Annotated in this window: 22 protein-coding genes and 1 riboswitch; of the genes, 18 read left to right on the plus strand and 4 right to left on the minus strand. The window is 55.3% G+C overall.

What is annotated here, in order from left to right; genetic code table 11:
* Positions 1-33 precede the first annotated feature (33 nt).
* The 5 genes from atpG to glmS all read left to right on the plus strand — a co-directional run bounded on the left by atpG (position 34) and on the right by glmS (position 6,222).
* Positions 34-894: a F0F1 ATP synthase subunit gamma gene (gene atpG, locus ACN0RL_RS18395; protein ID WP_417519463.1), complete on the plus strand. Its 861-nt coding sequence runs from the start codon at positions 34-36 to the stop codon at positions 892-894.
* Between the two features lie 53 nt (positions 895-947).
* A complete protein-coding gene (gene atpD / locus ACN0RL_RS18400; protein ID WP_417519465.1) occupies positions 948-2,342 on the plus strand; it encodes a F0F1 ATP synthase subunit beta in 1,395 nt (464 codons plus the stop codon).
* A 36-nt stretch (positions 2,343-2,378) separates the two neighbouring features.
* Positions 2,379-2,801 carry a F0F1 ATP synthase subunit epsilon gene (locus tag ACN0RL_RS18405; protein ID WP_417519467.1) on the plus strand — a complete coding sequence of 141 codons (423 nt, stop codon included), beginning with the start codon at positions 2,379-2,381 and terminating at the stop codon, positions 2,799-2,801.
* A gap of 153 nt (positions 2,802-2,954) precedes the next feature.
* Complete coding sequence (gene glmU / locus ACN0RL_RS18410) at positions 2,955-4,319, plus strand: bifunctional UDP-N-acetylglucosamine diphosphorylase/glucosamine-1-phosphate N-acetyltransferase GlmU (RefSeq protein ID WP_417519469.1); 1,365 nt, start codon at positions 2,955-2,957, stop codon at positions 4,317-4,319.
* A 70-nt stretch (positions 4,320-4,389) separates the two neighbouring features.
* A complete protein-coding gene (gene glmS, locus ACN0RL_RS18415) occupies positions 4,390-6,222 on the plus strand; it encodes a glutamine--fructose-6-phosphate transaminase (isomerizing) (protein WP_417519471.1) in 1,833 nt (610 codons plus the stop codon).
* Here the strand turns inward: glmS and ACN0RL_RS18420 are convergent, their stop codons facing one another.
* The gene (locus ACN0RL_RS18420) at positions 6,223-6,858 is read right to left on the minus strand and encodes a DUF1826 domain-containing protein (RefSeq protein WP_417519473.1); all 636 of its coding nucleotides are present in this window, start codon (positions 6,856-6,858) and stop codon (positions 6,223-6,225) included.
* Between the two features lie 141 nt (positions 6,859-6,999).
* On the opposite strand from ACN0RL_RS18420, the gene zigA reads away from it, so the two are divergent.
* The 10 genes from zigA to ACN0RL_RS18470 all read left to right on the plus strand — a co-directional run bounded on the left by zigA (position 7,000) and on the right by ACN0RL_RS18470 (position 18,166).
* On the plus strand, positions 7,000-8,193 hold the full coding sequence (gene zigA, locus ACN0RL_RS18425; RefSeq protein WP_417519504.1) for a zinc metallochaperone GTPase ZigA: 1,194 nt from the start codon (positions 7,000-7,002) through the stop codon (positions 8,191-8,193).
* 80 nt (positions 8,194-8,273) lie between these two features.
* On the plus strand, positions 8,274-9,584 hold the full coding sequence (locus ACN0RL_RS18430; protein ID WP_417519475.1) for a YncE family protein: 1,311 nt from the start codon (positions 8,274-8,276) through the stop codon (positions 9,582-9,584).
* Between the two features lie 69 nt (positions 9,585-9,653).
* Complete coding sequence (locus tag ACN0RL_RS18435; protein ID WP_417519477.1) at positions 9,654-10,766, plus strand: hypothetical protein; 1,113 nt, start codon at positions 9,654-9,656, stop codon at positions 10,764-10,766.
* A gap of 1 nt (position 10,767) precedes the next feature.
* Positions 10,768-11,691, plus strand: a complete 924-nt coding sequence (locus ACN0RL_RS18440) for a metal ABC transporter solute-binding protein, Zn/Mn family (protein WP_417519478.1) — start codon at positions 10,768-10,770, stop codon at positions 11,689-11,691.
* Positions 11,678-12,439 (plus strand): metal ABC transporter permease, encoded by a 762-nt coding sequence (locus tag ACN0RL_RS18445; RefSeq protein ID WP_417519480.1) that lies wholly within the window; start codon positions 11,678-11,680, stop codon positions 12,437-12,439. Before ACN0RL_RS18440 ends, ACN0RL_RS18445 begins: the two co-directional genes overlap by 14 nt.
* Positions 12,440-12,521: 82 nt before the next feature.
* Entirely contained in the window at positions 12,522-13,889 is a 1,368-nt protein-coding gene (locus ACN0RL_RS18450; RefSeq protein ID WP_417519482.1) for an amidase, read from the plus strand.
* A complete protein-coding gene (locus ACN0RL_RS18455) occupies positions 13,886-14,614 on the plus strand; it encodes a 5-oxoprolinase subunit B family protein (RefSeq protein ID WP_417519484.1) in 729 nt (242 codons plus the stop codon). The genes ACN0RL_RS18450 and ACN0RL_RS18455 overlap by 4 nt, the downstream gene beginning before the upstream one ends.
* Entirely contained in the window at positions 14,611-15,558 is a 948-nt protein-coding gene (locus ACN0RL_RS18460) for a biotin-dependent carboxyltransferase family protein (RefSeq protein WP_417519486.1), read from the plus strand. The genes ACN0RL_RS18455 and ACN0RL_RS18460 overlap by 4 nt, the downstream gene beginning before the upstream one ends.
* A 163-nt stretch (positions 15,559-15,721) precedes the next feature.
* On the plus strand, positions 15,722-17,227 hold the full coding sequence (gene nhaB / locus ACN0RL_RS18465) for a sodium/proton antiporter NhaB (RefSeq protein ID WP_417519488.1): 1,506 nt from the start codon (positions 15,722-15,724) through the stop codon (positions 17,225-17,227).
* 105 nt (positions 17,228-17,332) lie between these two features.
* On the plus strand, positions 17,333-18,166 hold the full coding sequence (locus ACN0RL_RS18470; RefSeq protein WP_417519490.1) for a substrate-binding periplasmic protein: 834 nt from the start codon (positions 17,333-17,335) through the stop codon (positions 18,164-18,166).
* Between the two features lie 8 nt (positions 18,167-18,174).
* Here ACN0RL_RS18470 and ACN0RL_RS18475 read toward each other — a convergent pair whose 3' ends face one another.
* Complete coding sequence (locus tag ACN0RL_RS18475; RefSeq protein WP_417519492.1) at positions 18,175-18,912, minus strand: DUF3047 domain-containing protein; 738 nt, start codon at positions 18,910-18,912, stop codon at positions 18,175-18,177.
* 79 nt (positions 18,913-18,991) lie between these two features.
* Positions 18,992-19,188: riboswitch (cobalamin riboswitch) on the plus strand.
* A 155-nt stretch (positions 19,189-19,343) separates the two neighbouring features.
* Between ACN0RL_RS18475 and ACN0RL_RS18480 the strand changes: the two genes are divergently transcribed.
* Complete coding sequence (locus ACN0RL_RS18480) at positions 19,344-22,112, plus strand: ribonucleoside-diphosphate reductase subunit alpha (protein WP_417519494.1); 2,769 nt, start codon at positions 19,344-19,346, stop codon at positions 22,110-22,112.
* Between the two features lie 28 nt (positions 22,113-22,140).
* Positions 22,141-23,199, plus strand: a complete 1,059-nt coding sequence (locus tag ACN0RL_RS18485) for a ribonucleotide-diphosphate reductase subunit beta (RefSeq protein WP_417519496.1) — start codon at positions 22,141-22,143, stop codon at positions 23,197-23,199.
* 40 nt (positions 23,200-23,239) lie between these two features.
* On the opposite strand, the gene ACN0RL_RS18490 is transcribed toward ACN0RL_RS18485, so the two are convergent.
* Together ACN0RL_RS18490 and ACN0RL_RS18495 are read right to left on the minus strand one after the other, a co-directional pair.
* Positions 23,240-23,842 carry a cysteine hydrolase family protein gene (locus ACN0RL_RS18490; RefSeq protein ID WP_417519498.1) on the minus strand — a complete coding sequence of 201 codons (603 nt, stop codon included), beginning with the start codon at positions 23,840-23,842 and terminating at the stop codon, positions 23,240-23,242.
* Positions 23,843-24,100: 258 nt separating this feature from the next.
* Positions 24,101-25,087, minus strand: coding sequence for an integron integrase (locus ACN0RL_RS18495; protein WP_417519500.1), 987 nt, complete (start codon positions 25,085-25,087; stop codon positions 24,101-24,103).
* Between the two features lie 364 nt (positions 25,088-25,451).
* Here ACN0RL_RS18495 and ACN0RL_RS18500 point away from each other — a divergent pair, with 364 nt between their 5' ends.
* Positions 25,452-25,949 (plus strand): PH domain-containing protein, encoded by a 498-nt coding sequence (locus ACN0RL_RS18500; protein WP_417519502.1) that lies wholly within the window; start codon positions 25,452-25,454, stop codon positions 25,947-25,949.
* The last annotated feature ends 231 nt before the right edge of the window (positions 25,950-26,180 follow it).

Here is a 26,180-nt window from a genome sequence, read left to right on the forward strand (position 1 = left end):
AAATGAGTGTCTAACTTGAAAGGGCAGTGATCTATGGCCATCGGAAAAGAAATACGTAACCAGATCGGCAGCATCAAGAGCACGCAGAAAATCACCAGCGCCATGGAAATGGTGGCGGCGAGTAAAATGCGCAAAGCTCAGGAACGCATGCGGGCCACCCGGCCTTATGCGGAGAAGATGCGCCAGGTAATTGGACATATTGCCAAGTCCAACAAGGATTACCGTCATCCGTTCATGATTGAGCGTGAGGTGAAGCGTGTAGGCTACATCGTTATCTCCTCTGATCGCGGCTTGTGCGGTGGTTTGAACAGTAATGCGTTCAAATTGCTTGTGCGTGAAATGCGTAGCTGGAAAGACAAAGGTGTGGCGATTGACCTCTGTGCCATCGGGCAGAAAGGTGCTTCATTTTTCCGTAGCTACGGTGGCAACGTAGTCGCAGCGCTGACGCATATTGGTGACGATCCCAGTGCAGAAGTTCTGATCGGTAACGTCAAGGTGATGCTCGATGCATTCAGTGACGGCAAGATCGACCGCTTGTACCTGGTGAGTAACGAATTCGTCAACACCATGACGCAAATGCCGAAAGCAGAGCAGTTATTGCCGCTGCCGGAAGGCATCGAAGAAGATATCGGTACCCAGTGGGATTACATTTACGAGCCGGATGCACGCCCGATTCTCGAAGGGCTATTGCCACGCTATATTGAGTCCCAGGTGTATCAGGGCGTGGTTGAAAACCTGGCTTGCGAACAGGCTTCCCGAATGATTGCCATGAAGAGTGCTACCGATAACGCGGGTGACATCATCAAAGACCTGCAGTTGGTTTACAACAAAGCTCGTCAGGCAGCCATTACGCAAGAGATTTCGGAAATTGTGAGCGGCGCGGCATCGGTCTGATTCGCCACAATCCTACTGGTATTATTGACTATGAAGATAACGAGGAACCGAGCATGAGTAGCGGACACATCGTTCAGATCATTGGCGCGGTTATCGACGTGGAGTTCCCACGTGACGCCGTTCCAGGCATTTACGACGCACTGCTGCTTGAAGGTGGCGATACAACACTGGAAGTCCAGCAGCAGCTGGGTGACGGCGTTGTTCGTACCATCGCGATGGGCAGCACCGAAGGCCTTAAGCGTGGCCTGAAAGCAGAAAATACACACAAGCCGATTTCGGTACCCGTGGGCACCCAGACTCTGGGTCGCATCATGGACGTCCTGGGTCGTCCTATCGACGAGGCGGGCCCGATCGGTGAAGAAGAGCGTTGGGCTATCCACCGCAAAGCGCCAAGCTATGCAGACCAGGCCGCTTCTGCTGACCTGCTGGAAACAGGCATCAAGGTTATCGACCTGATCTGCCCGTTCGCCAAGGGTGGTAAAGTTGGCCTGTTCGGTGGCGCCGGTGTAGGCAAGACCGTTAACATGATGGAGTTGATCAACAACATCGCGAAAGAGCACTCCGGTCTCTCCGTATTCGCAGGTGTTGGTGAGCGGACTCGTGAAGGTAACGACTTCTACTACGAAATGAAGGACTCCAACGTTCTTGATAAAGTAGCGATGGTCTATGGCCAGATGAACGAGCCCCCAGGAAACCGTCTGCGTGTTGCCCTGACCGGCCTCACCATGGCCGAGAAGTTCCGTGACGAAGGTCGTGACGTACTGTTGTTCGTAGACAACATCTACCGTTACACCCTGGCGGGTACGGAAGTATCTGCACTGCTGGGTCGTATGCCTTCAGCCGTAGGTTATCAGCCGACTCTGGCCCAGGAAATGGGTGAGCTGCAGGAGCGTATTACCTCCACCAAGACTGGCTCTATCACGTCCATTCAGGCGGTATACGTACCGGCGGATGACTTGACTGACCCGTCACCAGCCACCACCTTCTCCCACCTTGACGCCACCGTGGTACTGAGCCGTGACATCGCTTCCAAGGGTATTTACCCGGCGATCGATCCGCTTGACTCCACCTCGCGTCAGCTGGATCCGTTGGTGATCGGTGAGCAGCATTATTCGGTTGCCCGCGGTGTGCAGAACGTACTGCAGCGCTACAAAGAACTGAAAGACATTATCGCCATTCTGGGTATGGACGAGCTGTCAGAAGAAGACAAGCAGATCGTTTCACGCGCCCGGAAAATTGAGCGGTTCCTGTCTCAGCCGTTCCACGTTGCTGAAGTATTTACCGGTTCGCCGGGCAAGTACGTGTCTCTGAAAGAGACCATCAGCAGCTTCGAAGGCATCCTGAATGGCGACTATGATGATATGCCTGAACAGGCATTCTACATGGTCGGCGGCATGGACGAAGCCATCGAAAAAGCGAAGGCCATGAAAGCGAAAGAAGGTAAGTAATCCTCTTTCAATTTCTGACCCAAGAGGTTTTGAGAAATGGCTATGACTGTACATTGTGACGTCGTAAGCGCTGAAAAGAAGATTTACTCCGGCCTGGTAGAGATGCTTATCGCTACAGGTACAGAGGGTGAGTTGGGCATTCAGTTTGGCCATGCTCCGCTGCTGTCCGCACTCAAACCGGGGGCAGTCCGGATCATCAAACAGGGTGGTGAAGAGGAAATCCTGTATGTCTCCGGGGGATACCTGGAAGTACAGCCGAATCTTGTGACCCTGATGGCTGACACGGCGGTGCGTGCCAAAGACGTTGATGAGGCTGCTGCATTGCAGGCTCAGAAAGACGCCGAAGCTGCACTGGCGAATAAAACGGGCGAGTTCGAGTATTATCGTGCTGCCGCGGAGCTGGCCGAAGCGGCCGCTCAGCTGCGTACCTTGCAGAAGCTGCGCAAGAACGTTCGCTAGAACGGTTTGCCAGAGCTTGCTCCGAAAAGCCGCATCCCGCACGGGTAGCGGTGTTGTGTCGCCTTACACGGTGACGACAGCGCCGGTTTCCACTGCAAGGGTGCGGCTTTTTTTATTGTTCTAACCCAGACCACGTAAGGGAGCTGTTGCCCCATGTCACCGTTGCACGTTGTTATTCTGGCTGCCGGCCAGGGCTCAAGGATGAAATCATCGCTGCCGAAGGTACTGCACAAAGTAGCCGGGCGGCCCATGCTTCATCACGTGATCGATACGGCACTGACCCTGGGTGCCGAAAAAATACATGGGGTGGTTGGACACGGTGCCGATCAGGTAAAGGCCGCCACTACCGAGCACAGCGTTAGCTGGGTGATGCAGGAACAGCAGTTGGGCACTGGTCATGCCGTTGCCCAGACGCTGCCGGAGTTACCGGATGATGCCAGGGTGCTGGTACTTTACGGGGATGTACCACTGACTACCGCAGACACGCTGCAAGGGCTGGTTGAGGACCTGGATGAACAAACTCTGGGGCTGTTAACCGTAACTCTGGATAATCCCCAGGGCTATGGACGCATTCTGCGTAACGAGGCGGGACAGGTTACAGCGATTGTGGAGCAAAAAGACGCAAGCGCAGAACAGCTGAAGATTTGCGAAGTGAACACCGGCATTCTTGCCGTCAGTGCGCGGCATCTTAAAAACTGGTTGCCCCGGCTATCCAGCAGCAACGCCCAGGGTGAGTACTATCTCACCGATATTATTGCGATGGCCGTGCAGGCGGGCATGAACGTGAATGTGGCCCAGCCTGGCAACGCGTTCGAAGTGCAGGGTGTGAACAATCGCCTGCAGCTGGCAGAGCTTGAGCGTTGGTATCAGAGCCGGGAAGCCGAACGCCTGATGACCGAAGGCGCCACCCTTGCTGATCCGGCACGGGTCGATGTGCGCGGCGAACTCACCATCGGCAACGATGTGTTGATTGATGTGAACGTGGTCTTCATTGGCAAGGTGACTCTGGGAAGCCATGTATCCATTGGCCCCGGCTGTGTGATCACAGATGCCAACATAGCTGATGGCGCCCAGATCCATGCCCACAGTGTGATAGAGCAAGCCAGTGTCGGCCCCAATGCTCAGGTCGGGCCGTTTGCGCGGCTTCGCCCGGGCACACAACTGGCGGCGAACACCAAGGTCGGTAATTTTGTCGAGACCAAAAAAACCGTCGTTGGTGAGGGCAGCAAAATTAACCACCTCAGCTACGTGGGTGATGCTACGCTGGGAACCAATGTAAACGTAGGTGCCGGCACTATTACCTGCAACTACGATGGTGTAAACAAGTATAAGACTGTGTTGGGCGATGGTGTGTTTGTTGGCTCCAACAGTTCACTGGTTGCACCGGTAACGGTTGCCGCTGGAGCCACGGTTGGCGCCGGGTCCACCGTGACCAAAAATGTGCCGGAACAGCAACTGGCCGTGGCCAGGAGCCGGCAGCGCAATATTGCTGGTTGGCAGAAGCCGGAAAAATCCTGAACACGTTTTGTTTCCAGTTTCTTTCCAGAATTTTTTACCACGAATTTTTATCACGAACAGGACAAGCAGCATGTGTGGCATTGTAGGTGCAGTTTCGGAACGGGACGTTCAGGGCATTCTTCTTGAGGGCCTGCGCCGCCTGGAATATCGGGGATACGATTCTGCCGGTATGGCAGTTCTGGACGGCAAAAGTGTTGTTCAGCGCGCTCGGGAAGTCGGCAAGGTAGCGTCACTGGCTGCTGCCATCGAAGCCAATCCGCTGTCAGGGCACCTTGGCATTGCCCACACCCGCTGGGCAACCCATGGTGAGCCGTCACAGCTCAACGCCCACCCGCACATGTCCGGGGATCGCCTGGCCATTGTTCATAACGGCATCATCGAGAACTATCAGGAGCTGCGTGAAGAGCTGAAGGCCGACGGCTTTGAGTTTACCTCCCAGACCGATACCGAAGTGGTTGTGCACCTGATTGAAAAGAACTACCGCGAACTGGGTAAGCTTTACGATGCCGTGAAAACCTCCATCACCCGTCTGCGCGGTGCATACGCTCTCGCTGTAATACATGCAGATGAACCCGATCATATGGTGGTTTGTCGGGAAGGCAGCCCGCTGGTCGTGGGTGTGGGTATCGGAGAGAATTTTATTGCCTCGGATCAGCTTGCACTGCTTCCAGTGACCGACCGCTTCATGTTCCTGGAAGAGGGAGATCTTGCAGATATCCGCCGCGACAGCATTGAGATTCATGATCGTGAAGGCACGCTGGTTGAACGGGCTATAACCCGCTTTGAGCATAGTGCGGATTCAGCAGATAAAGGCGAATACCGCCACTTCATGCTCAAGGAGATTCATGAGCAGCCCAGAGTCATCAAGGCCACAATGGAAGGCCGCGTAACAGATTCCCGGGTACTGGAGCAGGCTCTTGGTACGGCGGCCGGCAACCTGCTGCAAGATGTCCGGCACGTACAGATTATAGCCTGCGGCACCAGTTACCACGCTGGTATGGTCGCCCGCTACTGGATTGAAGATCTGGCAGGTGTGCCCTGTTCAGTGGAAGTAGCCTCCGAGTTCCGTTACCGCAAGCACGTCATTCAGAAAGACACGTTGTTTCTGTGCATTTCCCAGTCCGGCGAAACGGCCGACACTCTGGCTGCACTGCGCCAGGCGAAAAAAGCCGGCTTCCGCGCTGCGCTGGCGATCTGCAACGTACCGGGCAGCTCACTGGTGCGCGAATCCGATCTCGTTATCATGACCCAGGCCGGCCCGGAAATCGGTGTTGCCTCCACGAAAGCCTTTACCACTCAGTTGGTTGCCTTGCTTATCTTCACCCTGGCACTGGCCCGTAAAAACGGCCTCAGTGACGAGCGGGAAGGGGAGATCGTCAAGGCTCTGCGTCTGGTGCCCGGTCAGGTCAGCGATGTGTTGGCATTGGACGCTGAGATCGCTGAGCTGTCCAAGCGGTTTATGGACAAAAACCACGCCCTGTTCCTTGGCCGTGGCTCTCAGTTCCCGATTGCGATGGAAGGTGCGCTGAAACTGAAAGAAATCTCTTACATCCACGCTGAAGCCTATCCGGCCGGCGAACTGAAGCACGGTCCTCTGGCACTGGTAGACAGCGAAATGCCGGTGATCACGGTTGCACCCAATAACAGCATGGCTGAAAAGCTGAAATCGAACCTGGAAGAAGTTCGCGCTCGTGGCGGTGAGCTCTTCGTGTTCGCGGATCGCGCAGCGGATATAAAGCCGGAAGAAAACATCCATGTGGTTCAGCTTCCGGAAGTGCACGAAATCACGGCTCCGATTGTGTACACCGTCCCGTTACAGCTGTTGTCCTACCATGTTGCTGTCCTCAAGGGCACAGACGTGGATCAGCCCAGAAACCTGGCGAAAAGTGTAACGGTGGAGTAATCAGGAAAGCCAATCAAGGCCCAGAACAAGACGGGGGCAGGCGCCAGGGGCTGGCGAACGATGGATGAGGCCTCGGCCCTCGTTGCCGATCCAGGATTCACCTTTAAGAAGGCACACCGAACCTGTCGGCATAACCTCGATATCCGCGCTGCTGAACGCTTGGTCGGGGAGTAGGGCGGGTGGCTTACCCCGGTTTACCTGATGTTCACGTAACCACTCGGTGCCCCTTCCGGCATAGGTCACCAGCAAACGCACCGGCACCCGGTCGGTGTGGAATCGGGGGCACATGGTATCCGGGAGCACGTGCAACCGAACGCCAATAGCGGCAGGCTCGAACAGACAGCCGAATATCTCCACCATCTCATTTACATCCGCAAGCCATGTTTTTGCACCTGGCAATGCCAGAGCCCAAGCAGGCAGGATCTGCTCCACGCTGTCTCCCGCTTCAATGCCGATAAAACGCTCGAAAACGCCGGCTTCCCGGGAAAATTGATGAGCGAAGCTGATGCTCTCGCCGGGAAGTGAGCGCTCCCATATGGCGAGGTTAACTTCATCCCTGAAGATTTCCGTCAGGCACTCGGGCTTACCGCCGTGTATTGCCATTGGTAGTGAGAGAGAGTTGTTTTCTCCAGACATTCTAAAGTGCTCCTGAGGCAGACCTATCGCAAAACGCATATCAGCTTTCATTAACAAATGTTATGTTATAACATCTCTTTTTGTAAAGCAGTTCGCAGACGCTGAGCATCTAACTCAACAGGGAGATTGTGCATGGATCATCTGGATACCCGCCTTCCAGTTACCGTGTTGTCCGGATTTTTGGGCGCGGGCAAAACGACGGTACTGAACCATATCCTTAATAATCGGGAGGGAACGCGGGTTGCTGTGATCGTCAACGACATGAGCGAAGTCAATATTGATGCCGCTCAGGTTCAACAGGAAGTCACGTTGAACCGGTCAGAAGAAAAGCTCGTTGAGATGAGTAATGGCTGTATCTGCTGCACCCTGAGAGAAGACTTGTTGATCGAAGTGCGTAAACTCGCTGCAGAAGGTCGTTTCGATTGCCTGGTCATCGAATCCACCGGCATCTCGGAGCCTTTACCGGTAGCAGAAACCTTTACCTTTGCTGATGAAGACGGCGTGAGCCTTTCTGATATTGCCAGGCTCGATACCATGGTTACTGTGGTGGACGCAGTTAATTTCCTGAAGGATTTTGACGAAGCACAATCTTTGCAGGAAACTGGAGAAAGCCTGGGCGAAGAAGATGAGCGCAGCGTGGCAGACCTGCTTGTCGATCAGATTGAATTCAGCGACATTCTGCTGATCAGCAAAACAGACCTGGTCTCCCAAAGCGATCTCGACAGGCTTAAAGGCGTGCTCCGCAGCCTCAATTCAGAAGCAGAAATACTTCCCATCGAAAAAGGCGCCGTACCACTTGATAAGGTGCTGAATACCAACAGATTCAGTTTTGAGCGCGCTCAGCAGGCGCCAGGCTGGCTGAAAGAAATGCGCGGCGAACACATTCCGGAAACGGAAGAGTACGACATTTCCAGCTTCGTTTACCGCGCCCGCCGCCCCTTTCATCCTGCAAAGTTCTATGAGTTCCTGCATCAGCCGGTTTCCGGTGGCAAGCTCATTCGTTCCAAAGGCTATTTCTGGCTTGCCACGCGTCCGGAGTTTGCGGGTCATTGGAGCCAGGCCGGTGGTATTGCCCGGCACGGGTTCGCCGGGATGTTCTGGAAGGCTGTGCCAGAGAAATCCTGGCCCGAGGATCCTGAGTATCGCGAGTCGATCATGGAAACCTGGGTAGAGCCGTTCGGCGATATGCGCCAGGAGTTGGTCTTCATTGGCCAGAATCTGGATCAGGCCACGATTACCGGTCAGTTGGATGAGTGCCTGCTGAATGAAGAGCAGCTTTTGGCCGGCAAATCGTTCTGGCAAACGCTGAATGATCCCTTTCCGGCCTGGGAGTAAATGCGCATAAGCGGTGACAGAAAACCTGTCTCTGCTGTCCTGGTATTGCAACGTTATAACATTAAACGGAGAAACTGATTGTGAACACGAACAAACTTGCCCCCCTTGCAGCAATGCCTCTGAAGGCCTCGGTTCTGTTGGCCTCAACCCTACTTTTAACAGCATGTGGAGGCAGTAATAACAGCTCGGATGACGCACATACTGATACGGATATCGATACGGCGGGCCGGTTGGCGCTGTTCGACACAGGCGCGTCGGCCCTGAAGATTGTGGACCTTGATAGCGGCGACGTGTTGTCGTCCATGGTAATGACCGGTGAGGCTCCTGCGTTGCACGCCTCTCCTGGAAATCGCTACGTCGTCGCCACCCAGAGAGGCGACGATCTGGTTTCCTTCATTGACAGTGGGCTTTATACCGAAGACCACGGCGATCACATGCACGACTATGCAGAAACCCCGAGCCTGTTGTCGCTAACGCTCAATGACCACAAACCCACGCACTATACGGTTGGTGATTCTTACGGTGTTGTTTTCTTCGACGGTGGTGATGCCGCCAGCTCCAAAGTGACGGTTTTTTCTGACGAAACTCTCGGAAGCAACAGCACTCTTGCCAGCCTGCCCCTGGAAACCAACATGCACGGCGTTGCCAAGATGGTTGATGGTCATTTGTTCGTGACCTACCGGGACAGTTCTATTCCGGGCACCACGCTGCCGACTATGGTTGAACGTTATCACCTGGATGGCGGCAGTTTCGAGTTCGAAGAGCGTTACACCGAGACCTGCCCGGCTCTCCATGGCGCTGCGGTGGGCGCACACAGCCTTGGGTTCGGGTGCGGTGACGGTGTGCTGGTGGTCGACCTGCATGAGGCGGGCTACCCGACAACCAAACTGGCGAATCCTGCAAGCCTTGCTGAGGGCGCGCGTATTGGAACCCTGCTGGGTAACCATGATGTTGATGAATTGGTTGGCCTTGCCGGTGACCAGATGTTCGTGATCGATCCCGAATCGGAATCACAGGTTTTTCTGGAGCTCGATATTGGTGCTGGAGTCGGGCCGCTCGTTCAGGGCTTCACTACCCATGGAGGCGTGTTCTACGTACTGGGTGACGACGGTGGCTTGCGGTTGTTTGCGCCCTCCAATGACTGGGCATTGCTCGGCACAGTTCAGGTGATGGATGCACCGGGAGCGGGTAATAAGCCGGCTGTTACGCTCTCTGCTGCCCAAAATCGTCTGTTCGTGCTGGCGCCTGATGGTCAGGCTGTGATCGAGATTGATACGACTGACGGCGAGATTGATCGGACCATTGACCTTGGCTTCAGCGCCTCGGGTATCGCCTGGCTGGGTCTGGCAGATGACGGCCATGATCACCACAACGAAGAACATTCCCACTAACCCATTCTCTATTCGCAGGGCAGGCCAGTGATTGCTGGCTTGTGCTGCTGTTCCGATACTGGAGTTTCTATGTTTAACCGTGTTGCACCTTTTGCTGCGATTCCTCTGGTTATGCTCGTTAACGGAGCCGTTGCAAACGAACTGAACCCTGATGTTAGCGTGACTCTCGATGGGTATTACAAACAGAACGACACTGCGCTGTCTCACCGTGAGAAAGGCTTTGGCCTGGGCCACACGGAACTCTCCCTGTCTGCCCCGATTGACGATATGTTCTCGGGACGATTGACGACCGTTTTTGAAGAGCATGACGGTGAAGGCGAAATACTGATAGAGGAAGCCTATCTGCAGACCAACGGCCTGCCAGCCGGGCTGGGTGTTCGCGGCGGGCGCTTCCTGTCTCAAGTAGGGTACCTGAACAGTCGGCACATGCATGAAGATGACTTTGTAGAGCGCCCCGCGGTTTACCGGGCACTTCTGGGAAGCCACTATTACGATACAGGTTTGCGTGTGAATGCTCTTCTGCCAACGCCTTTCTTCTGGCAGGTGGGAGCAGAGGCCTTTGAAGGCGATCAACTGTCAGAAGGTGACGAAAGCATCGGCGTTTATACGCTGAATACACGTGTTGGCGGGGACCTGTCGGTTTCTCAGAGCTGGCAGGTGGGGTTGTCTTACCTGAACAACCGCAATATCGGTGCCGGTGCAACCGAAGAAGAGTACGAACACGAACATGAAGGTGAGCATGATCACAGTCACGGCGCTTCTTACACCGGTGAAAACCTCTACATTGCCGATGCGGTCTGGAAATGGTCCCCGAATGGCAACGCCAGGGAACAACAGATCACGCTCAGCGGTGAATACCTCTATGCGGATGATCTGAACGAATACGCCACCTCTGACGACTACCACGAAGGCTGGTATGTATCCGGTGTCTATCAGTTCGCTCCACAGTGGTCGGCAGGTGTCCGCTATGGTGAGGTGGATCTTCGCGCACCTCACGGCGATCATTTTCACAGCCAGAGCCTGCAGGAAACCGACGTGATGCTGGCCTGGTCACGGTCGCATTTCTCCACGGTCAGGCTGCAGTACACCCATCAGTCCGATACCGGCTTCAGTGACGCGGATAACACCGTTATGGTGCAGTACGTGATGTCACTGGGTGCCCACGGCGCGCACGGATTCTGATATGCGTTATTTCCGATGGTGCTTTGTGGTTCTTCTGCTTGGCCTGGCATCCTTGCCAGCCCGGGCAGATTTTCAGGTGTTTGCATGTGAGCCCGAATGGGCATCTTTGGTAAGGGAGTTCTTGCCGGAGGCAAAGATAACAACAGCCACCAGTTATCTGCAGGATCCCCACTACATCGAGGCCAGGCCCAGCCTGATCGCCGCCATGCGACGTGCCGATATTGCCGTTTGTACCGGCGCCTCGCTTGAGGCGGGTTGGCTGCCAACGCTTCTTCAGCGGGCTTCAAATTCTGCGATCCAGCCCGGGCGAGCTGGCTTGTTCTATGCGGCAGAGCATGCTCAATTGCATGCACCGCACGACCATGTGGATCGCAGCATGGGTGATGTGCATCCTGAGGGTAACCCTCATGTGCACCTCTCACCGGATGAGGTTCCCGCCATTGCAAAAGCCCTGGCTCAGCGCCTCGGGCAGTTAATCCCCGAAGCCTCCGGCGATATCCTGGCACGCTATATAAGGTGGCGGGGAGACTGGAGCAAGCATCGCATTGAATGGCGGCAAAAAGCGGAGGTACTGCAGGGGCGTTCAGTTGCGATCCAGCACACTAACTTCAGCTATCTGTTGAACTGGTTGGGTGTGGATTCCAGGTTCGAACTGGAACCCAAGCCGGGGTTGCCGCCCAGTGCCAGCCATCTGAGCCAGCTGCTGGCAGAGCCTGAGCTGAAGGATGTAGAAGCAATCCTGATCGCCAGTCATCAAGACCCACAGCCCGCTAACTGGTTGGCAAGCCAGATACAAAAGCCGGTTCTTGTGGTGCCGGGAACCGTGAACGACGCTGGTGAAACGCAGACCCTGGCCGAGCTGATTTCAATGATCGTGAATACACTCGAGGCGACCGTTCAGGAGGATTCTGGTGGCCGGCTATGAGTGGATGCTACTGCCTGCGTTAGGCAGTGTGCTCCTTTGCTTCTTGCTGGTGCCATTGGGGTATCAGGTGATCGCCCGGGGTGTGATCTTTGCAGATCTTGCTATCGCGCAATGGGCATCGCTGGGGACTCTTGCAGGAACGACAGGGAGCTATCTCGTGCTGAGCCAAAACCTGGCGGGCGCGTCTGTCACAAGTCTGGCCTTTGCGTTGCTGGCGGCATTAACCGTGCAGCTCATTCTCCGCCACCTTGGGGAAGCAAAAGAGGCAGGGATAGGCATTCTCTATGTATTAGGTGCGAGCCTGGCGGTATTACTGGTCAGCAACGATCCCCATGGGGCCCAGGCTTTGCAGCGTGCTGCTTCTGGCGATTTGTTGTGGGCAAGCGAGGAGTTGGTTATCGCAACGGCCGTGATGGCGTTGTTCGTCTGGATTCTGGGATATTGGGCGCCCGGCTGGCTCGCTGGCGCGGTGTTCATACCTGTATTTGCCATTGCTGTAACCTACGCTGTGGCTCTGGCGGGCATTTACGTGGTGTTTGCGACACTCATTATTACGCCGCTTATTGTCGGGACGCTCCATAAAAAGAAGCCGACCGTGGCTGCTTTGTGTGCGATCATCGGCCATCTTCTGGCGATTGCCTGTTCGGTGATCGGCGATGTGCCGGTAGGGCCTGCTATCGTTGTGGCAACGCTTTTGGTAGCGTGCCTATGGCCGGTTGTTTCAGGTAAGAGGCGCTATACTCAATAACCCTGCTATATTCAGTCGGGCTATTGTTTAATGAGCTGAAAAACCGAGAGTTTTGTCCTATTACGACGTTATCGGTGGTGCAATGAATCAGACGCTTGGCGTGGATAATGTGGACCTGTCAAAGGCGACATTATCGTCGTTACTTGATGGCATACATCAGAACAAGTGGTCTTCCGGCCAGTTGCTTGAGCTGTGCCTGGACAACATTAGCCTGCGCGATGACCCTGCCAACCAGGTCTATACAGCCCGCTTTGACCGCACAGCAAAAGCCGAAGCCGCCGCTACGGATGCCCTGCAGCAAGGCGGAGTTCCTATGGGCGAACTTGCGGGGTTACCCATAGCCCTTAAAGTGCTGCTCGATGTTGCTGGAGAGGTAACACACTCGGGATCCAGGTGGTGGGCTCAGCGGGCGCAGAGTGATGCCTTGGTGGTTTCCCGTCTGCGCCGCGCCGGCGCGGTTATTACCGGCCATACCAACATGACCGAGTTTGCTTACTCCGGGCTTGGGCTCAACCCTCACTATGGCACCCCCGCCAACCCGCTGGCGCCAGGCCGGATATGCGGCGGTTCCTCGTCTGGTGCTGCAGCAGCAGTGGCCCAGGGCATGGCCGTTGCGGCTATTGGTAGTGATACCGGGGGGTCTGTTCGCATACCGGCCACATTCTGCGGCCTTGTGGGCTTCAAGCCATCCCAGCAGCGCATACCCCGAGAGGGTGTTTTCCGTTTGTCCCAGAGCCTGGATTCTATCGGCCCCATCGCTCGAAGCGTGGAGTGTTGTGATCGGCTGGATGCGGTTATGGCCGGTGAACGATGGCAAAAGCGCAGGCCGGTAAACCTGCGCGGCCGCCATTTTGTGGTTCCGGCCAATTACATGCTGGATGAATTGTCCCCTGGGGTTGCCGAAGCGTTCGCCCGTAGCCTCAGCAAACTGCGTGAGTGCGGCGCCCACATTGTAGAAGCAACGGCGCCTGTGCTGGATACCCTGCCTGAGCTCTTGAAGGGTGGGGGGCTTACAGCGGTTGAAAGCTACCATGTGCATCGACACTGGCTGCAGCAACACGGTGAGAATTACGACCCACAGATACGCCAGCGCATAGAGCGGGGCGCTGGCTTCAGCGCAGCTGATTACTTGGACTTACAACACCTGCGGGCCGAGCGAAAAGCGCAGGCAAACGAATGGCTTGGTGACTACGACGGGCTACTTGCACCGACCGTAGCCATTGAGCCGCCCCTGTTGTCAGAGCTTGAGAAGGACGCGGACTACGCTCGGTTGAACCTGCTTGTCTTGCGCAACACGACCGTGGCGAACCTGCTCGATTTGTGTGCGATTACACTCCCGAATTATCAGTACGGTGACCTGCCTACGGGACTCATGCTGGTTGGCAGAAATGGCTCAGACAAAAGTGTGCTGGGTATCGCGCAGGCAATGGAAAAGGCGCTGCGGCCGTGAGCCAAAAGACGAAGCTCCACAATCCGCGTCTCGAATCCGCCGGGCTCGACAGCTGGATCGTAAGGCTGTTCGAGGATATCGACGAACACAATCTGCCCTGGTTATCTGCACTGTCGCGCCGGTGCGAGCAGGTGTTCGGTGATGCACTGATTGATCTTGTGCCTTCCTATACAACGCTGCTTGTTGTTTTTGATCCGTTGATGGTATCGCCAGCCGAGGCCCGTGCGCTGATCAGCCGGATACTCGCTGATCTGGAGCCGGACGACGGTGCCCATGCGGGGGAGATACACGAACTCCCGACCTGGTACGACCCAAGCGTAGGCCCGGAACTGTCACGGGTGGCCAGGCAAGCCGGCATGGCGGTCAGTGACGTGATTGACGCTCACAGTCAGCAGGTATATCGGGTGTTTGCCCTGGGGTTTGCTCCCGGTTTTGCGTTTATGGGATTAACCGATCCTCGCCTTGAATGTGGCAGGCTTGATACACCTCGTCGGCGTGTGCCGCCCGGGAGTGTGGCCATGGCGGGCCGCCAGACAGCCGCATACCCAACGGGAACACCCGGCGGCTGGAACCTTCTGGGGCGCACCAACGCCAGCCTGTTTGACCGGACAAGGAAGGGTTTCAGCCTTCTGAACGTGGGCGATCAGGTCCGTTTTGTACCCGTAAGCCGTGAAGAATTCGAACGTGGAGGCGGGGACACCACGCCTATGGAGCCGTTGGCATGAGGCAACAAACGAACGCCGAACCCTGTATCAGAGTATTGCGTGCCGGGCCCCTTGCTCTTCTGCAAGACAGCGGAAGATTTGGTGTTCGCCACCTTGGCGTTACTCAGGGAGGCCCGGCGGATCTGTATTCCTGGGCCTGGGCCAACCTCCTTACCGGCAACCCCTGGGGTACGGCTAACCTGGAGATTACCTTCGGCGGCCTGCAACTGGTTGCCGGGAGAGATCTGGAAATCGCCATTACCGGTGCCGATCTGGGCGCAACCCTGGATCAAAAGCCGGTTCCATTGTGGCAACGGGTAAGTTGGAAAGCAGGGGAAACCCTGGCGTTTTCAGCTCCGATAAGCGGGCTCCGGGCCTATCTGGCCGTTTGTGGGGGATTTGTGGCAGAGCCGGTTTTGGGAAGTGTTGCCTGCGTAACCCGGGAAGAGCTCGGTGGCTTCTGCGGCATGGGCATAAAGCTGGCAGCGGGTAATCAGCTGTCTGTATACAAAACAGGGCAGCCGGGCAGAGAAGGGCCGGCAAAGGCACCCCGGGATGCAATACCGGATTTCAGCCAACCGGCGGTTCTGGACCTCCTGCCGGGCGCACAGATTGCGCACTTTACAGGCCGCAGTCTGTTCGATGCGTTCAATACCTGGTGGCAGGTTGATGACCGCGCGGATCGCATGGGCGTTCGCCTTATCGGCCCAAAGCTCAGTTGCAGGATCAGCACCCTTGTTTCAGAGGGTATTAACCTCGGTGGCGTGCAGGTGCCGCCCGACGGCCAGCCGATTGTGTTACTGAATGATCGCCAGACCATCGGCGGTTACCCCCGGCTTGGCTCGCTTTCACCGCTCTCCGCAGCACGGCTGGCTCAGTGTTTACCGAGAGAACACGTAAGGCTGGCGGCCAAAGGCAGTGGGGCTGCGCTTAAGCAGTACCGGTCATTCAGAGCTCTTTTTTAACTCTGCTCCCCGTTCGCGAGCGAACATTAACCTTTAAACTGGCGGTACTAAAGAACAGGGCTATCCTGTATCTTTGTCGCATTTATCTGCACAGAAATATCAAGGAAGATACTGACGTGTTTCCACATACTGTTTTCGCCCGCTAACCCAGAAGAAACCCGCAATGCCCACGACACTGTTTTCTGCCTTTACCAGTAACTTTCTTGGCAAGGCTCCCGTCTGGTACAAGCAGATTATTGTGCTGTTCCTGATCGCCAACCCTGTTGTGATGTATCTGCTGGGGCCGGTTACCGCCGGCTGGCTTCTGATAGCCGAATTCATTTTTACCCTCGCCATGGCTCTGAAGTGCTATCCATTGTTGCCTGGTGGCTTGCTGGCAATCGAAGCACTGCTGATCGGGCTGACCACGCCGGATGCGGTGTATCTGGAAGTGCTGACCAATTTCCCGGTTATCCTGCTGCTGATGTTCATGGTGGCGGGCATTTATTTCATGCAGGATTTGCTGCTGCTTGCCTTCACGCAGATTCTTGTTGGTGTGCGCTCGAAATCCGCTCTTTCACTTTTGTTCTGCAGTGCCGCCGCGGTGCTTTCAGCGTTTCTTGATGCGCTGACGGTAACGGCGGTTATCATCAGCGTTGCCGTCGGTTTTTTCTCCGTTTATCACAAGGTTGCTTCCGGTAAGGGTTATCAGAGCAGTGATCATAATGCAGACAGTGATGACGACGTTGTTGAGCTGCACAGGGAAGATCTGGAAAACTTCCGTGCGTTTCTGCGCAGCCTGCTGATGCACGGCGCTATAGGTACGGCCCTTGGTGGTGTTGCGACCATGGTTGGTGAACCCCAGAATCTGCTTATTGCGAAGGTAGTTGGTTGGGATTTTGTCGGGTTTTTCCTGCACATGGCGCCGGTGAGCCTGCCGGTACTGGCTGCCGGGCTGGTAACCTGCTGGGTGCTGGAAAAAATGCGCTGGTTTGGTTACGGCGGCCGCCTCCCCAAGCCGGTCCGGCGGGTACTTGAAGAATTTGCCAGCAATGAGCGCGCCAAGCGCACCAAGGCAGACGAGGCTGCGCTTTGGGTGCAAGCGCTTGCGGCGATCATATTGGTGGTTGGTCTGGCCTTGCATCTTGCCGAAGTGGGCCTCATTGGCCTCTTGGTCATCATTCTGATTACGTCGTTTACCGGCGTTACCGGCGAACACCAGATAGGTAAAGCCTTTCAGGAATCGTTGCCGTTTACCTCCCTGTTGGTGGTGTTTTTTGCCGTGGTGGCGGTGATTCACGAACAGCATCTGTTCAAACCCGTTATTGACTACGTGCTGTCGCTGCCGGAAAGCCAGCAGCCGGGCATGTTTTTTATTGCCAACGGATTGCTCTCAATGATCAGCGACAACGTGTTTGTCGCAACGGTCTATATCAGTGAGGTTAAACAGGCCCTGGATGCCGGCAGTATCAGTTATGAGCACTTCCAGGCCCTGGCAGTCGCCATCAACACGGGAACCAACCTGCCCAGCGTAGCGACACCCAATGGGCAAGCCGCGTTCCTGTTTCTGTTGACCTCGGCCATTGCGCCGCTGGTGCGGCTTTCGTACGGAAGGATGGTTGTGATGGCGTTCCCATATACCCTGGTAATGGGCGGCGTGGGCTTGTATATGGTCAGCTATCACATCTGAGCGCTTTCGTTGTTTTGATGAGCAGGCCTGTAGTCTTTTCAGATGGGTCTGCTACGCTCTCCTTAAGCTTTCCGATTAACCGTACATATTCAGCATGCTCATGTTATGCGCAGATTCTGGAATCCGCTATTCTCCGAGGCCTCGTTAGTGGCCAAGCCAGTCAGACTGGCGATTATGTATATATGGTTGGCCCTCGCCTTTATGGTAAGCCCTTCGTGGGCCGATACGGGCTCCGATACACTGCGTATCGCTTATACCGAGTTTCCTCCCATCGAGTACCAGAACGAACAGGGTGAGCCCGCAGGGATTTTTATTGACCTTACCCGGAGAGTTGTTGAAGAGGCGGGCTACACGCCAGAATTTGTCTACCTGCCAGTCAGTCGTATTTATCTCTATCTCAAAAGTGGCGTTATAGATCTCTGGCCCGGGCTTTCGAACATACCCAGCCTTCAGGGAGAGGTTCTAGAGAGCTGGGTTAATGCCTATCCGGTGCAACTGAGCGTTTGGTACCTTGAGACATCACAGCCGTTGGTGCACTTTGACCAGCTTGAAGGCAAGACCGTTATCGTGATTGGCGGCTACACCTATGGCGGCCTGCTTGCATGGCTTGAAGCGTCAGAGGATATACGCCTTACCGAAGCCCCCAACAATCGCGCTGCGCTAGAGATGCTTAAATTGAACCGCGGTGATTATGTTCTCGACTATCGCCAGCCCATCGAAGAAATTCTTACCCAGCCCGACGACAGCATGATTCGGGAGTCGGAATTACGGTCGCGCTATACCGCCTGGCTGTTTTCCCTGGCCAACCCCAGAGCTGCGCTGCTCCGGGAAGAGCTCGATGATGCCTATCTGCGCCTTGTCAGCCGTGGCGAGGCACCGCCCCTCCGGGACTTCGACTCGGGCTTCGTTATCCCCGGGTTTCCTGACGGGCCGCGTTAGGAGGCGCTTTAGTCCGGTTGCACAGAAGTGAGGGTAATATCGCCGTACCAGGCCGTGGCCTGCTCACCCGTGTTGTCAGAATCCGACATGATAGCGATGCCCCGGATTGGCGGCGGGCTCTCCCCGAAGGCCTCGCGGTAATCCGCAACAATATCCCGCTCGATGCTCACCCACTCACCAGTGCGTTCGCTGCCGGAACTGACAGCAACCATCACGGTTTTGTCGGTATAGGGGTTGGTAATAAACTCGCCCTCAGGTAGCGTGTTTGCCCAGATGTAATTCAGCGCATTGCCTGGTAATTCCTCCCCGAACAAGACCTCTACCGTCTTGCGTTTCGTCCGCTCGAAAAATCCCGCTTTGGCAGGCTGGAATTCGAAGGCAACGTAAATGCGGGCAGGGTAGTCATCTCCGGACTTTTTCCGCGCATCACCTTTTTCAAAAACATTGGACACCTTCCAGCGCCAGCTCAGTATCAGAGAATCCTCAGGCGTTATATTCAGCCGCGTGATCAGCCCGGAAGCACCGCCGGAGGTATGTGCTTTGACCACTTGGGAGCCGCTCTCACTGATCAGTTCATAGCGGGAATGTTGTTCTATGTTGGGAAACTCCAGCGGCTCCCAGCCATCAGCCAGCGATGTCATTTTCGAGAAAGCGGGTAGCAACGGCTCCTGTGCCGGCAGATGCGGAGACGCCAGAGCAGCCACTGCAAGGAGCAGCCAGAGTGCAGAGCGGGGAGTTGTGCCCATGGAATTGTCCCGGGTTGCAGTGTGTTTGAGAGACCGGCAGATTGCAGAAAAGTGCCTTGTCGCCGCTGTTCATCCCGTATATAGTGCCCAAATCCTTGGCTTGATACCAGATATGGTATCGGGAATCCGGTGAGAATCCGGAGCTGACGCGCAGCGGTATTGGGGAACGAGCGTGGCACAGAGACACTGGCGCAAGCCGGGAAGTCGCCACGCAAGGCAGAGCCAGCAGGTTCATGCCCCTGAGTCCGAAGACCTGCCAGGGAAGACTGTACCTTCGCGACTCAGGCGCCTGCACTCGGCCCTACAAGGTGAGCAGCAATGAACAAGGCATGACTATGTACAACCTCTGTATAGCTGCGGAAGGTTGTTGCCGAGGTTCGTCCTGCGTACGCGAAGGTTATGGAATTTACGCGTATAAAGGAGAAAACCCCATGTCTGCGACAGCTCTGGCCGAATCCCGGCCCTCATCGCCATCCAGCACCGAAGCCCTTCAGGTTATAAAGCGCAACGGCAATCTGGTCAGTTTTACCCCATCCAAAATCAGCGTGGCCGTAACCAAAGCTTTTCTGGCGGTTGAAGGTGATAAAGCCGCAGGTTCTGCTCGCATCAACGATGCTGTACACCGGGTAACCGAGCAGGTAGTTCAAGCCATCAGCCGCCGCCTGAAAGCCGGTGGCCGGGTACATATTGAAGATATACAGGACCAAGTCGAACTGGCCCTGATGCGCGCTGAAGAGCAAAAAGTAGCCCGTGCCTACGTACTCTACCGGGAGGAGCATGCTCGCGAGCGCGCACTTCATGAGCCGGTTGAAGCTCATCCCACGCTTACCGTAAAACAGGCCAATGGCCGAACTTCGCCGCTTGATCTGGGCCTGATGAAGCAGCAAGTCGACAATGCCGCATTCGGGCTGGAAGGCATCGACGCTGAATCTCTGGTGGAAGAGGCCATTCGAAACCTCTATAACGGCATCGACGAAGCGGAAGTGCTGAGCGCTCTGGTTATGACTGCCCGCGGTCGCATTGAGCGGGAGCCAGACTACAGTGCCGTTACCGCCCGCCTGCTGCTTGAGCAGTTGCGCCTTGAGAGTGTCACTGCGCTCAAACTCGACACCAGCCTCACCCTCGCCGAAATCTATCCACAGGCCCTGGGTGCCTTCATCAGCGCCGGCATTCGTTACGAACTGCTTGATGAAGCCATGGCCGCTTTCGACATGGAACGCCTGGGCGCGGCCCTGAAACCCGAACGCGATCTGCAATTCGGTTTCCTTGGCCTGCAAACCCTGTACGACCGTTACTTCCTGCACTGGAAAGAAGACCGCCTGGAACTGCCACAGGTGTTTTTCATGCGCGTCGCTATGGGTTTGGCTCTGCGTGAAGATGACCCCAATGGCCGTGCCATCGAGTTCTACAACCTGTTGTCGTCGTTCGACTACATGGCGTCCACCCCCACACTGTTCAACAGCGGCACCCGCCATTCCCAGCTATCTTCCTGCTACCTGACTACCGTGGGCGATGACCTGGAACACATCTACGGCGCCATTCGTGACAACGCCATGCTCTCCAAATGGGCTGGTGGACTGGGCAACGACTGGACACCGGTGCGCGCGCTGGGCTCCCGCATTAAAGGCACCAATGGCCAGAGCCAGGGCGTAGTACCCTTCCTGAAAGTAGTGAATGATACCGCTGTAGCGGTTAACCAGGGCGGCAAGCGCAAAGGCGCGGTGTGTGCTTATCTGGAAAGCTGGCATCTGGACATCGAAGAATTTCTGGAACTGCGTAAAAACACCGGCGACGAGCGCCGCCGTACGCACGACATGAACACCGCCAACTGGGTACCGGATTTGCTGATCGAACGCATGCGCCAGGACCGTGACTGGACCCTGTTCAGCCCCAGTGATGTGCCCGATCTGCACGACCTTTATGGCAACGCCTTCCGGGAGCGTTACGAGCACTATGAAGCCCTGGCCGCAGAAGGCAAAATCGAGCTGTTCAAAACTATTCCTGCCAAACAGCTGTGGCGCAAAATGCTGACCGTGCTGTTTGAAACCGGCCACCCGTGGATCACCTTCAAGGACCCCTGCAACCTGCGCTCGCCACAGCAGCACAGAGGCGTGGTGCATAGCTCTAATTTGTGTACCGAAATCACCCTGAACACCAGCGCCGATGAAATCGCCGTGTGCAACCTGGGCTCAGTAAACATCGCAGCCCACATCGCCAACGGCGAACTGGATGTGCAGCGCCTGGAGCGCACCGTAAACACCGCCGTGCGCATGCTCGATAACGTTATCGATATCAACTTTTACGCTGTACCCCAGGCCCGCAACTCCAACCTGAAGCACCGCCCGGTCGGCCTTGGCCTGATGGGATTCCAGGATGCTCTGTACGCACTGCGCCTGCCGTACACCAGCCCACAGGCAGTAGAGTTTGCAGACCTTGCCATGGAACAGCTGAGCTACTTCGCCATCCGTGCCTCCGCCCAGCTGGCGGCAGAACGCGGAGCTTATGAAAGCTATGAAGGTTCGCTGTGGAGCCAGGACATACTGCCCATCGATTCCATCGAATTGCTTAAAACTGCCCGTCGCGAAGGCGACATCAGCGTGAACACCGACAGCCGTCTGGACTGGGCGCCGGTGCGGGACCTGATTGCCAAACACGGCATGCGCAACAGCAACGTAATGGCCATTGCACCCACCGCTACCATCTCCAACATTGTGGGTGTGTCGCAATCCATCGAACCGGCTTATCAAAACCTGTTCGTGAAATCGAACCTCTCCGGCGAGTTCACCGTGGTGAACCCCTCACTGGTGCGAGATCTCAAGGCCGAAGGCCTGTGGGACAACGTGATGGTGAACGACCTGAAATACTTTGATGGCAGCGTGCAGCAAATCCAGCGCATTCCCACCGAACTGAAATCACGCTACGCCACCGCGTTTGAAATCGACGCCCGCTGGCTGGTGGAAGCTGCTTCCCGACGCCAGAAGTGGCTGGACCAGGCCCAGAGTCTAAACCTCTACATGGCCGAGCCCAGCGGCAAGAAGCTGGACGAGCTGTACCAGCTGGCGTGGGAGCGTGGCCTGAAAACCACTTACTACCTGCGTTCGCTGGGTGCTACGGGAGTAAACGAAAGCGCCGCCCCGGTAGCCGCACCGCAGCCACAAGTGTGCAGCATTGATGAACCCGACTGCGAAGCATGTCAGTAACCACTTACTTATTTAGAGAGGCACAACCATGCTGAATTGGGACGACGAAACCAAACCAAAAAGCCAGTCCGCTGCACACAGCAGCGTGGCCCCGGTGAATGTAGACGACAAACGCGTGATCAACGGCGAAACCGACGTAAACCAGTTGGCCCCCTTCAAGTACCCCTGGGCCTGGGAGTTCTTCATGAACGCCAACAAAAACCACTGGACGCCGCTGGATGTAAACATGGCGCAGGACGTTCACGACTACCACCACCGCCTGAACCCGGCAGAAAAACACGTGTTCGAAAACGTGGTGGCCTACCTGACCACCTCCGACATACTGGCCATGCGCAACATCGGCCTGGCCGTGATGGAAAAGATGACCGCGCCGGAGCTGCAAATCTACCAGGCGCGCCAGGTATACGAAGAGGCCTTGCACACCTGGACCTACCAGCACTGCATTGAAACCCTCAACCTGGACCAGAGCGAAATCTATAACCGCTATCGAGTGGTGCCGCAGATTAACGCAAAAATCCAGATGGCCAACCGCCGCCTGGACGCCGCCATGCGCTCCGACCTGAACCTGCGCAACAAGGACGATTTGCAGGAATTCATCATGTCTTACCTGTTTTTCGCCGCCGTATTTGAAGGCTGCTGGTTCTACAATGGCTTCAGCCCCATCTTCGCCCTGCAACGCCGTGGCCTGATGCGCGGCACGGGCGAGCAGTTTCAGTACATATTGCGCGACGAAGCCATGCACTTCGCCTTCGGCCTGAAAGTGGTTAACCAGATTCTGGAAGAAGAAAACATCAGCTTCGACCCCAAAGCCGTGCGCGAGATGTGGGACGAATCCGAAGCTGCCGAGCGGGATTACGCCAACTACATTCTGCGCGACCCAATCCTGGGCTACTCCGCGGACTACCACACCGAACAGTTCCGCTTTGTAGCTAACCGAAGAGCCCGCACCGTGGGGCTGGAAGAGCCGTTCCCGGGTGCGAAAAACGTATCACCCTGGCTGGATGAGCAGGCGACTATGCGGAAGGAAAAGAACTTCTTTGAGACACGGGTGATTGAGTACCAGACCGGAGCGCAGTTGGAGTGGTAATACTGCACACCCGACCTGGAACGTCGAGAAGGTAAGTGGCTCAGTCCGGAACATCTGCCGAGGAAGGAACCACGGCAGATGGCAAATCTGACAGGGCGGCCAGTGCCGCCTCCTGAACCTGCTCTGAGGGAACAACCTTACCGGAGGCCTTCGAGGGCAGGGCACGGGTTGCTGTGGCAGAGGCGACCACCGTTGGGTTATATCCCAGAGTAAACGCTGCCCGTGCGGTGGAGTTCACACACATGTGAGACATGAACCCGGCCAGAATCAGGTTTTTGATACCAGCTTGCTGCAGTTGCTCATTCAGATCTGTTTGGGCAAAAGAGTTGGGGTAGTTCTTAGTGATAACCGGCTCGCCTGCTTCCGGTGCCACCGCATCGGCAATCTGGCCAATAGGGGCATTCAGGTCATAAGGCGAGCCCGCTCCCGCATCGTGCTGAATATGAAAAACAGGGCGGCCGGCAGCACGAAAACGTTGTAGCAGAGCTTTGCATTCTTCCAGTGCAGGCTCCACGTTATCGAGCTTCATCACGCCCTCCCGATAGGTATTCTGCGCATCGATAATCACCAGTGCAGAATCGCTGATGGGGCTGGCAGTGTTGCCCAGGCCTACGATGTCCCGAAGAGTTGTCAGATCACTCATGATGCATCCTTCACAGTTGGCAACCGGCCCAATCAATGGGTTAGTGGGGTTGCTATGAATAACGGACTCCAGGAGCCCAGCCACAAAGGCTTATATACATGTACGTTACCCGGCCGCTGGTGGCAAACGAATCGACATAACGGGTGAATTGCCTGCAACCCGGGTAGTAATACCTAAGCGTTGGCCTGATAACACTGTATTTCGTCGCCATCTGGCTTTTGGTGGCCAGCATCCTGAATCGCCCAACCACTCGGCTCGTCAGAAGCCCTCGTCAACCGGACTGCGGACCCCAAAACCGCCTTTGCGAATAACATGAGTATAGATTTCTGTGGTGCGTAGGTCTGAGTGCCCAAGGAGCTTTTGAATGGTGCGAAGATCATAGCCGGCCTCCAACAGGCGCGTGGCAAAACTGTGGCGAAAGGTATGGCTGCCCGCAAGCTTGCGGATTCCGGCAGCCTGGATAGCGCGACGAAAATGCTTTTGAACAGTTCTGTCCAGTAAATGATGTCGCCTGCGAATGCCTGAACGGGGATCCCGCGAAAGCTCCAGTGCTGGAAAGATATACTGCCAGCCCGGTTCCTGACTGGCATTTGGATATTTGCGTGCTAAGCCCGCCGGAAGATAAACAGAGCCGTATCCTTTCAAAAGATCTGCCTGATGCTGGTGCAACGCTGAATCGATCTGCTGTTTTAACGGCTCGACGAGGCGGTCCGGTAGCAGCGTAATTCGATCTTTAGCGCCTTTTCCGCTTCGAACAATCAATTGCTGCATATCAAAATCAACATCTTTAACTCTCAGGCGCAACGCTTCGTTGATACGGAGACCGGAGCCGTAGAGGAGCATGGCAACAAGCTTGTAGTCTCCGCTCAGGTTGCGAATAACGGACCTGGCTTCTTCCATACTGAATACCGTTGGAAGCTTTACCGGTTTTCTGGAGTGCTCGAAGTTCAGATCATCCAGCGGCTGGCCCAGAAATTCCCGATATAAAAATATCAGTGCGTTCAAAGCGACTCTCTGAGTAGAGACGCTTGAATTTACCTGCAAAACCAGATGAGACAGAAATGTTTCGACTTCTGCAGGGCCCATAACCTCAGGGTGCTGTAGACCATGGAAGCGGATAAAGCGCTTGATCCAGAAAAGGTAGGTTTTCTCTGTTTTATACGCCAAGCCTCGCAGGCGTATAAAAGCCCGAACTTTGTCCAGAAAGCGGGTTGGTTGCGCCGGTATAGGGGTAGGGATATCCATATCCGTTCATCCTTGAGTACTGTTTTTATATACAGTATACAGCGTTAAGCTGAAGTCAAGTGGCTGATGATTAGCGGAGTTATACGAACGCATTCGCAAAACTCCAGATATGACATGGGAAATGAAGCTAACTATCTGATAGGGTTGAAAAGCTGGAACAAGAAGGGCGGAGTTATGCGCCCATGGCGGTGGCGGGAGTGGCTCTAAAGAGGGCGTATAACTCCGGCGGTAGTCTTGGCGATTGATTCGCAAGAGTCTGTTTTATTGAAAAAATTGTCGTTTTTTTGAACGCGTTTGAATGGAATTTTACGAACGAGTGATATACGAACGCGTTCGTATAATTAGCTGTTAAAAGTACAAAAGCATGGAAGCCATAATTGAGATTTTGGCTGGGGTCGTGGGTAGTTTTCTCACCTATTACATCCTCAGCCGCGCGATAAATCGGTCGACAGAAGCTGACACTGCCGGGGAGCTCTTCTTTGGTCGTTTTCTAGTAGGAACAAGCTCAGTTTGCACTCTCATCGGTTTAGGTATGCTTTGGGTTTTGTTCTTCACCGATCACGGTGGGCAGGAAGTTCCCATAATTCTGCTAATAGCGATGTTTGGCGTATTTGCAATCTATGGATGGGCAGAAGTGATATGGACGAAAGGCTTTTTCAATAACGAAAGCCTTACCTTCCAAAGTATCTGGAAAGGGAGAAGGCGTTATCAATGGAGTGAGCTACGAAGTGTTAAGTTCAATGAAAACCTGCATTGGTATGTTCTTCGGTTCAGGCATGGGAGGACTGTCAGGATATCGATTTATCTACATGGTCACGGTTCATTGCTTGATAAATGTGCAAGCCTTGGGCACGACTTTTAACCAGGCGCGCAAGGCGGACGGCCTTCAGCCGCCGCTTCGCTGAGCGTTAAATTTTTTGCCGCACCCTCGTAGACTATGTTGTAATACATTGTAGTAGCCAAACTCGAGGGTATAGTCATGAGCGTCACCACGGTTCGCCTTCAAGCAGAAGTTGAACAGCACCTGGAAGCAATTGCTGGCAGGTTGCACCGGAGCAAAGGTTGGGTAATTAACCAAGCATTATCGGAGTAC

The organism is Marinobacter sp., from assembly GCF_048259445.1.
Classification (GTDB): domain Bacteria; phylum Pseudomonadota; class Gammaproteobacteria; order Pseudomonadales; family Oleiphilaceae; genus Marinobacter.

Bases quoted from the DNA above. Each gene is read 5' to 3' on its own strand.
- nhaB (WP_417519488.1), top strand. From the start codon at position 15,722: ATGCCCACGACACTGTTTTCTGCCTTTACCAGTAACTTTCTTGGCAAG.
- ACN0RL_RS18475 (WP_417519492.1), bottom strand. From the start codon at position 18,912: ATGGGCACAACTCCCCGCTCTGCACTCTGGCTGCTCCTTGCAGTGGCT.
- ACN0RL_RS18490 (WP_417519498.1), bottom strand. From the start codon at position 23,842: ATGAGTGATCTGACAACTCTTCGGGACATCGTAGGCCTGGGCAACACT.
- ACN0RL_RS18470 (WP_417519490.1), top strand. From the start codon at position 17,333: ATGCGCAGATTCTGGAATCCGCTATTCTCCGAGGCCTCGTTAGTGGCC.
- glmU (WP_417519469.1), top strand. From the start codon at position 2,955: ATGTCACCGTTGCACGTTGTTATTCTGGCTGCCGGCCAGGGCTCAAGG.
- ACN0RL_RS18405 (WP_417519467.1), top strand. From the start codon at position 2,379: ATGGCTATGACTGTACATTGTGACGTCGTAAGCGCTGAAAAGAAGATT.
- ACN0RL_RS18450 (WP_417519482.1), top strand. From the start codon at position 12,522: ATGAATCAGACGCTTGGCGTGGATAATGTGGACCTGTCAAAGGCGACA.
- ACN0RL_RS18435 (WP_417519477.1), top strand. From the start codon at position 9,654: ATGTTTAACCGTGTTGCACCTTTTGCTGCGATTCCTCTGGTTATGCTC.
- ACN0RL_RS18420 (WP_417519473.1), bottom strand. From the start codon at position 6,858: ATGTCTGGAGAAAACAACTCTCTCTCACTACCAATGGCAATACACGGC.
- ACN0RL_RS18440 (WP_417519478.1), top strand. From the start codon at position 10,768: ATGCGTTATTTCCGATGGTGCTTTGTGGTTCTTCTGCTTGGCCTGGCA.
- atpG (WP_417519463.1), top strand. From the start codon at position 34: ATGGCCATCGGAAAAGAAATACGTAACCAGATCGGCAGCATCAAGAGC.
- atpD (WP_417519465.1), top strand. From the start codon at position 948: ATGAGTAGCGGACACATCGTTCAGATCATTGGCGCGGTTATCGACGTG.
- ACN0RL_RS18480 (WP_417519494.1), top strand. From the start codon at position 19,344: ATGTCTGCGACAGCTCTGGCCGAATCCCGGCCCTCATCGCCATCCAGC.
- ACN0RL_RS18460 (WP_417519486.1), top strand. From the start codon at position 14,611: ATGAGGCAACAAACGAACGCCGAACCCTGTATCAGAGTATTGCGTGCC.
- ACN0RL_RS18500 (WP_417519502.1), top strand. From the start codon at position 25,452: ATGGAAGCCATAATTGAGATTTTGGCTGGGGTCGTGGGTAGTTTTCTC.
- ACN0RL_RS18485 (WP_417519496.1), top strand. From the start codon at position 22,141: ATGCTGAATTGGGACGACGAAACCAAACCAAAAAGCCAGTCCGCTGCA.
- glmS (WP_417519471.1), top strand. From the start codon at position 4,390: ATGTGTGGCATTGTAGGTGCAGTTTCGGAACGGGACGTTCAGGGCATT.
- ACN0RL_RS18495 (WP_417519500.1), bottom strand. From the start codon at position 25,087: ATGGATATCCCTACCCCTATACCGGCGCAACCAACCCGCTTTCTGGAC.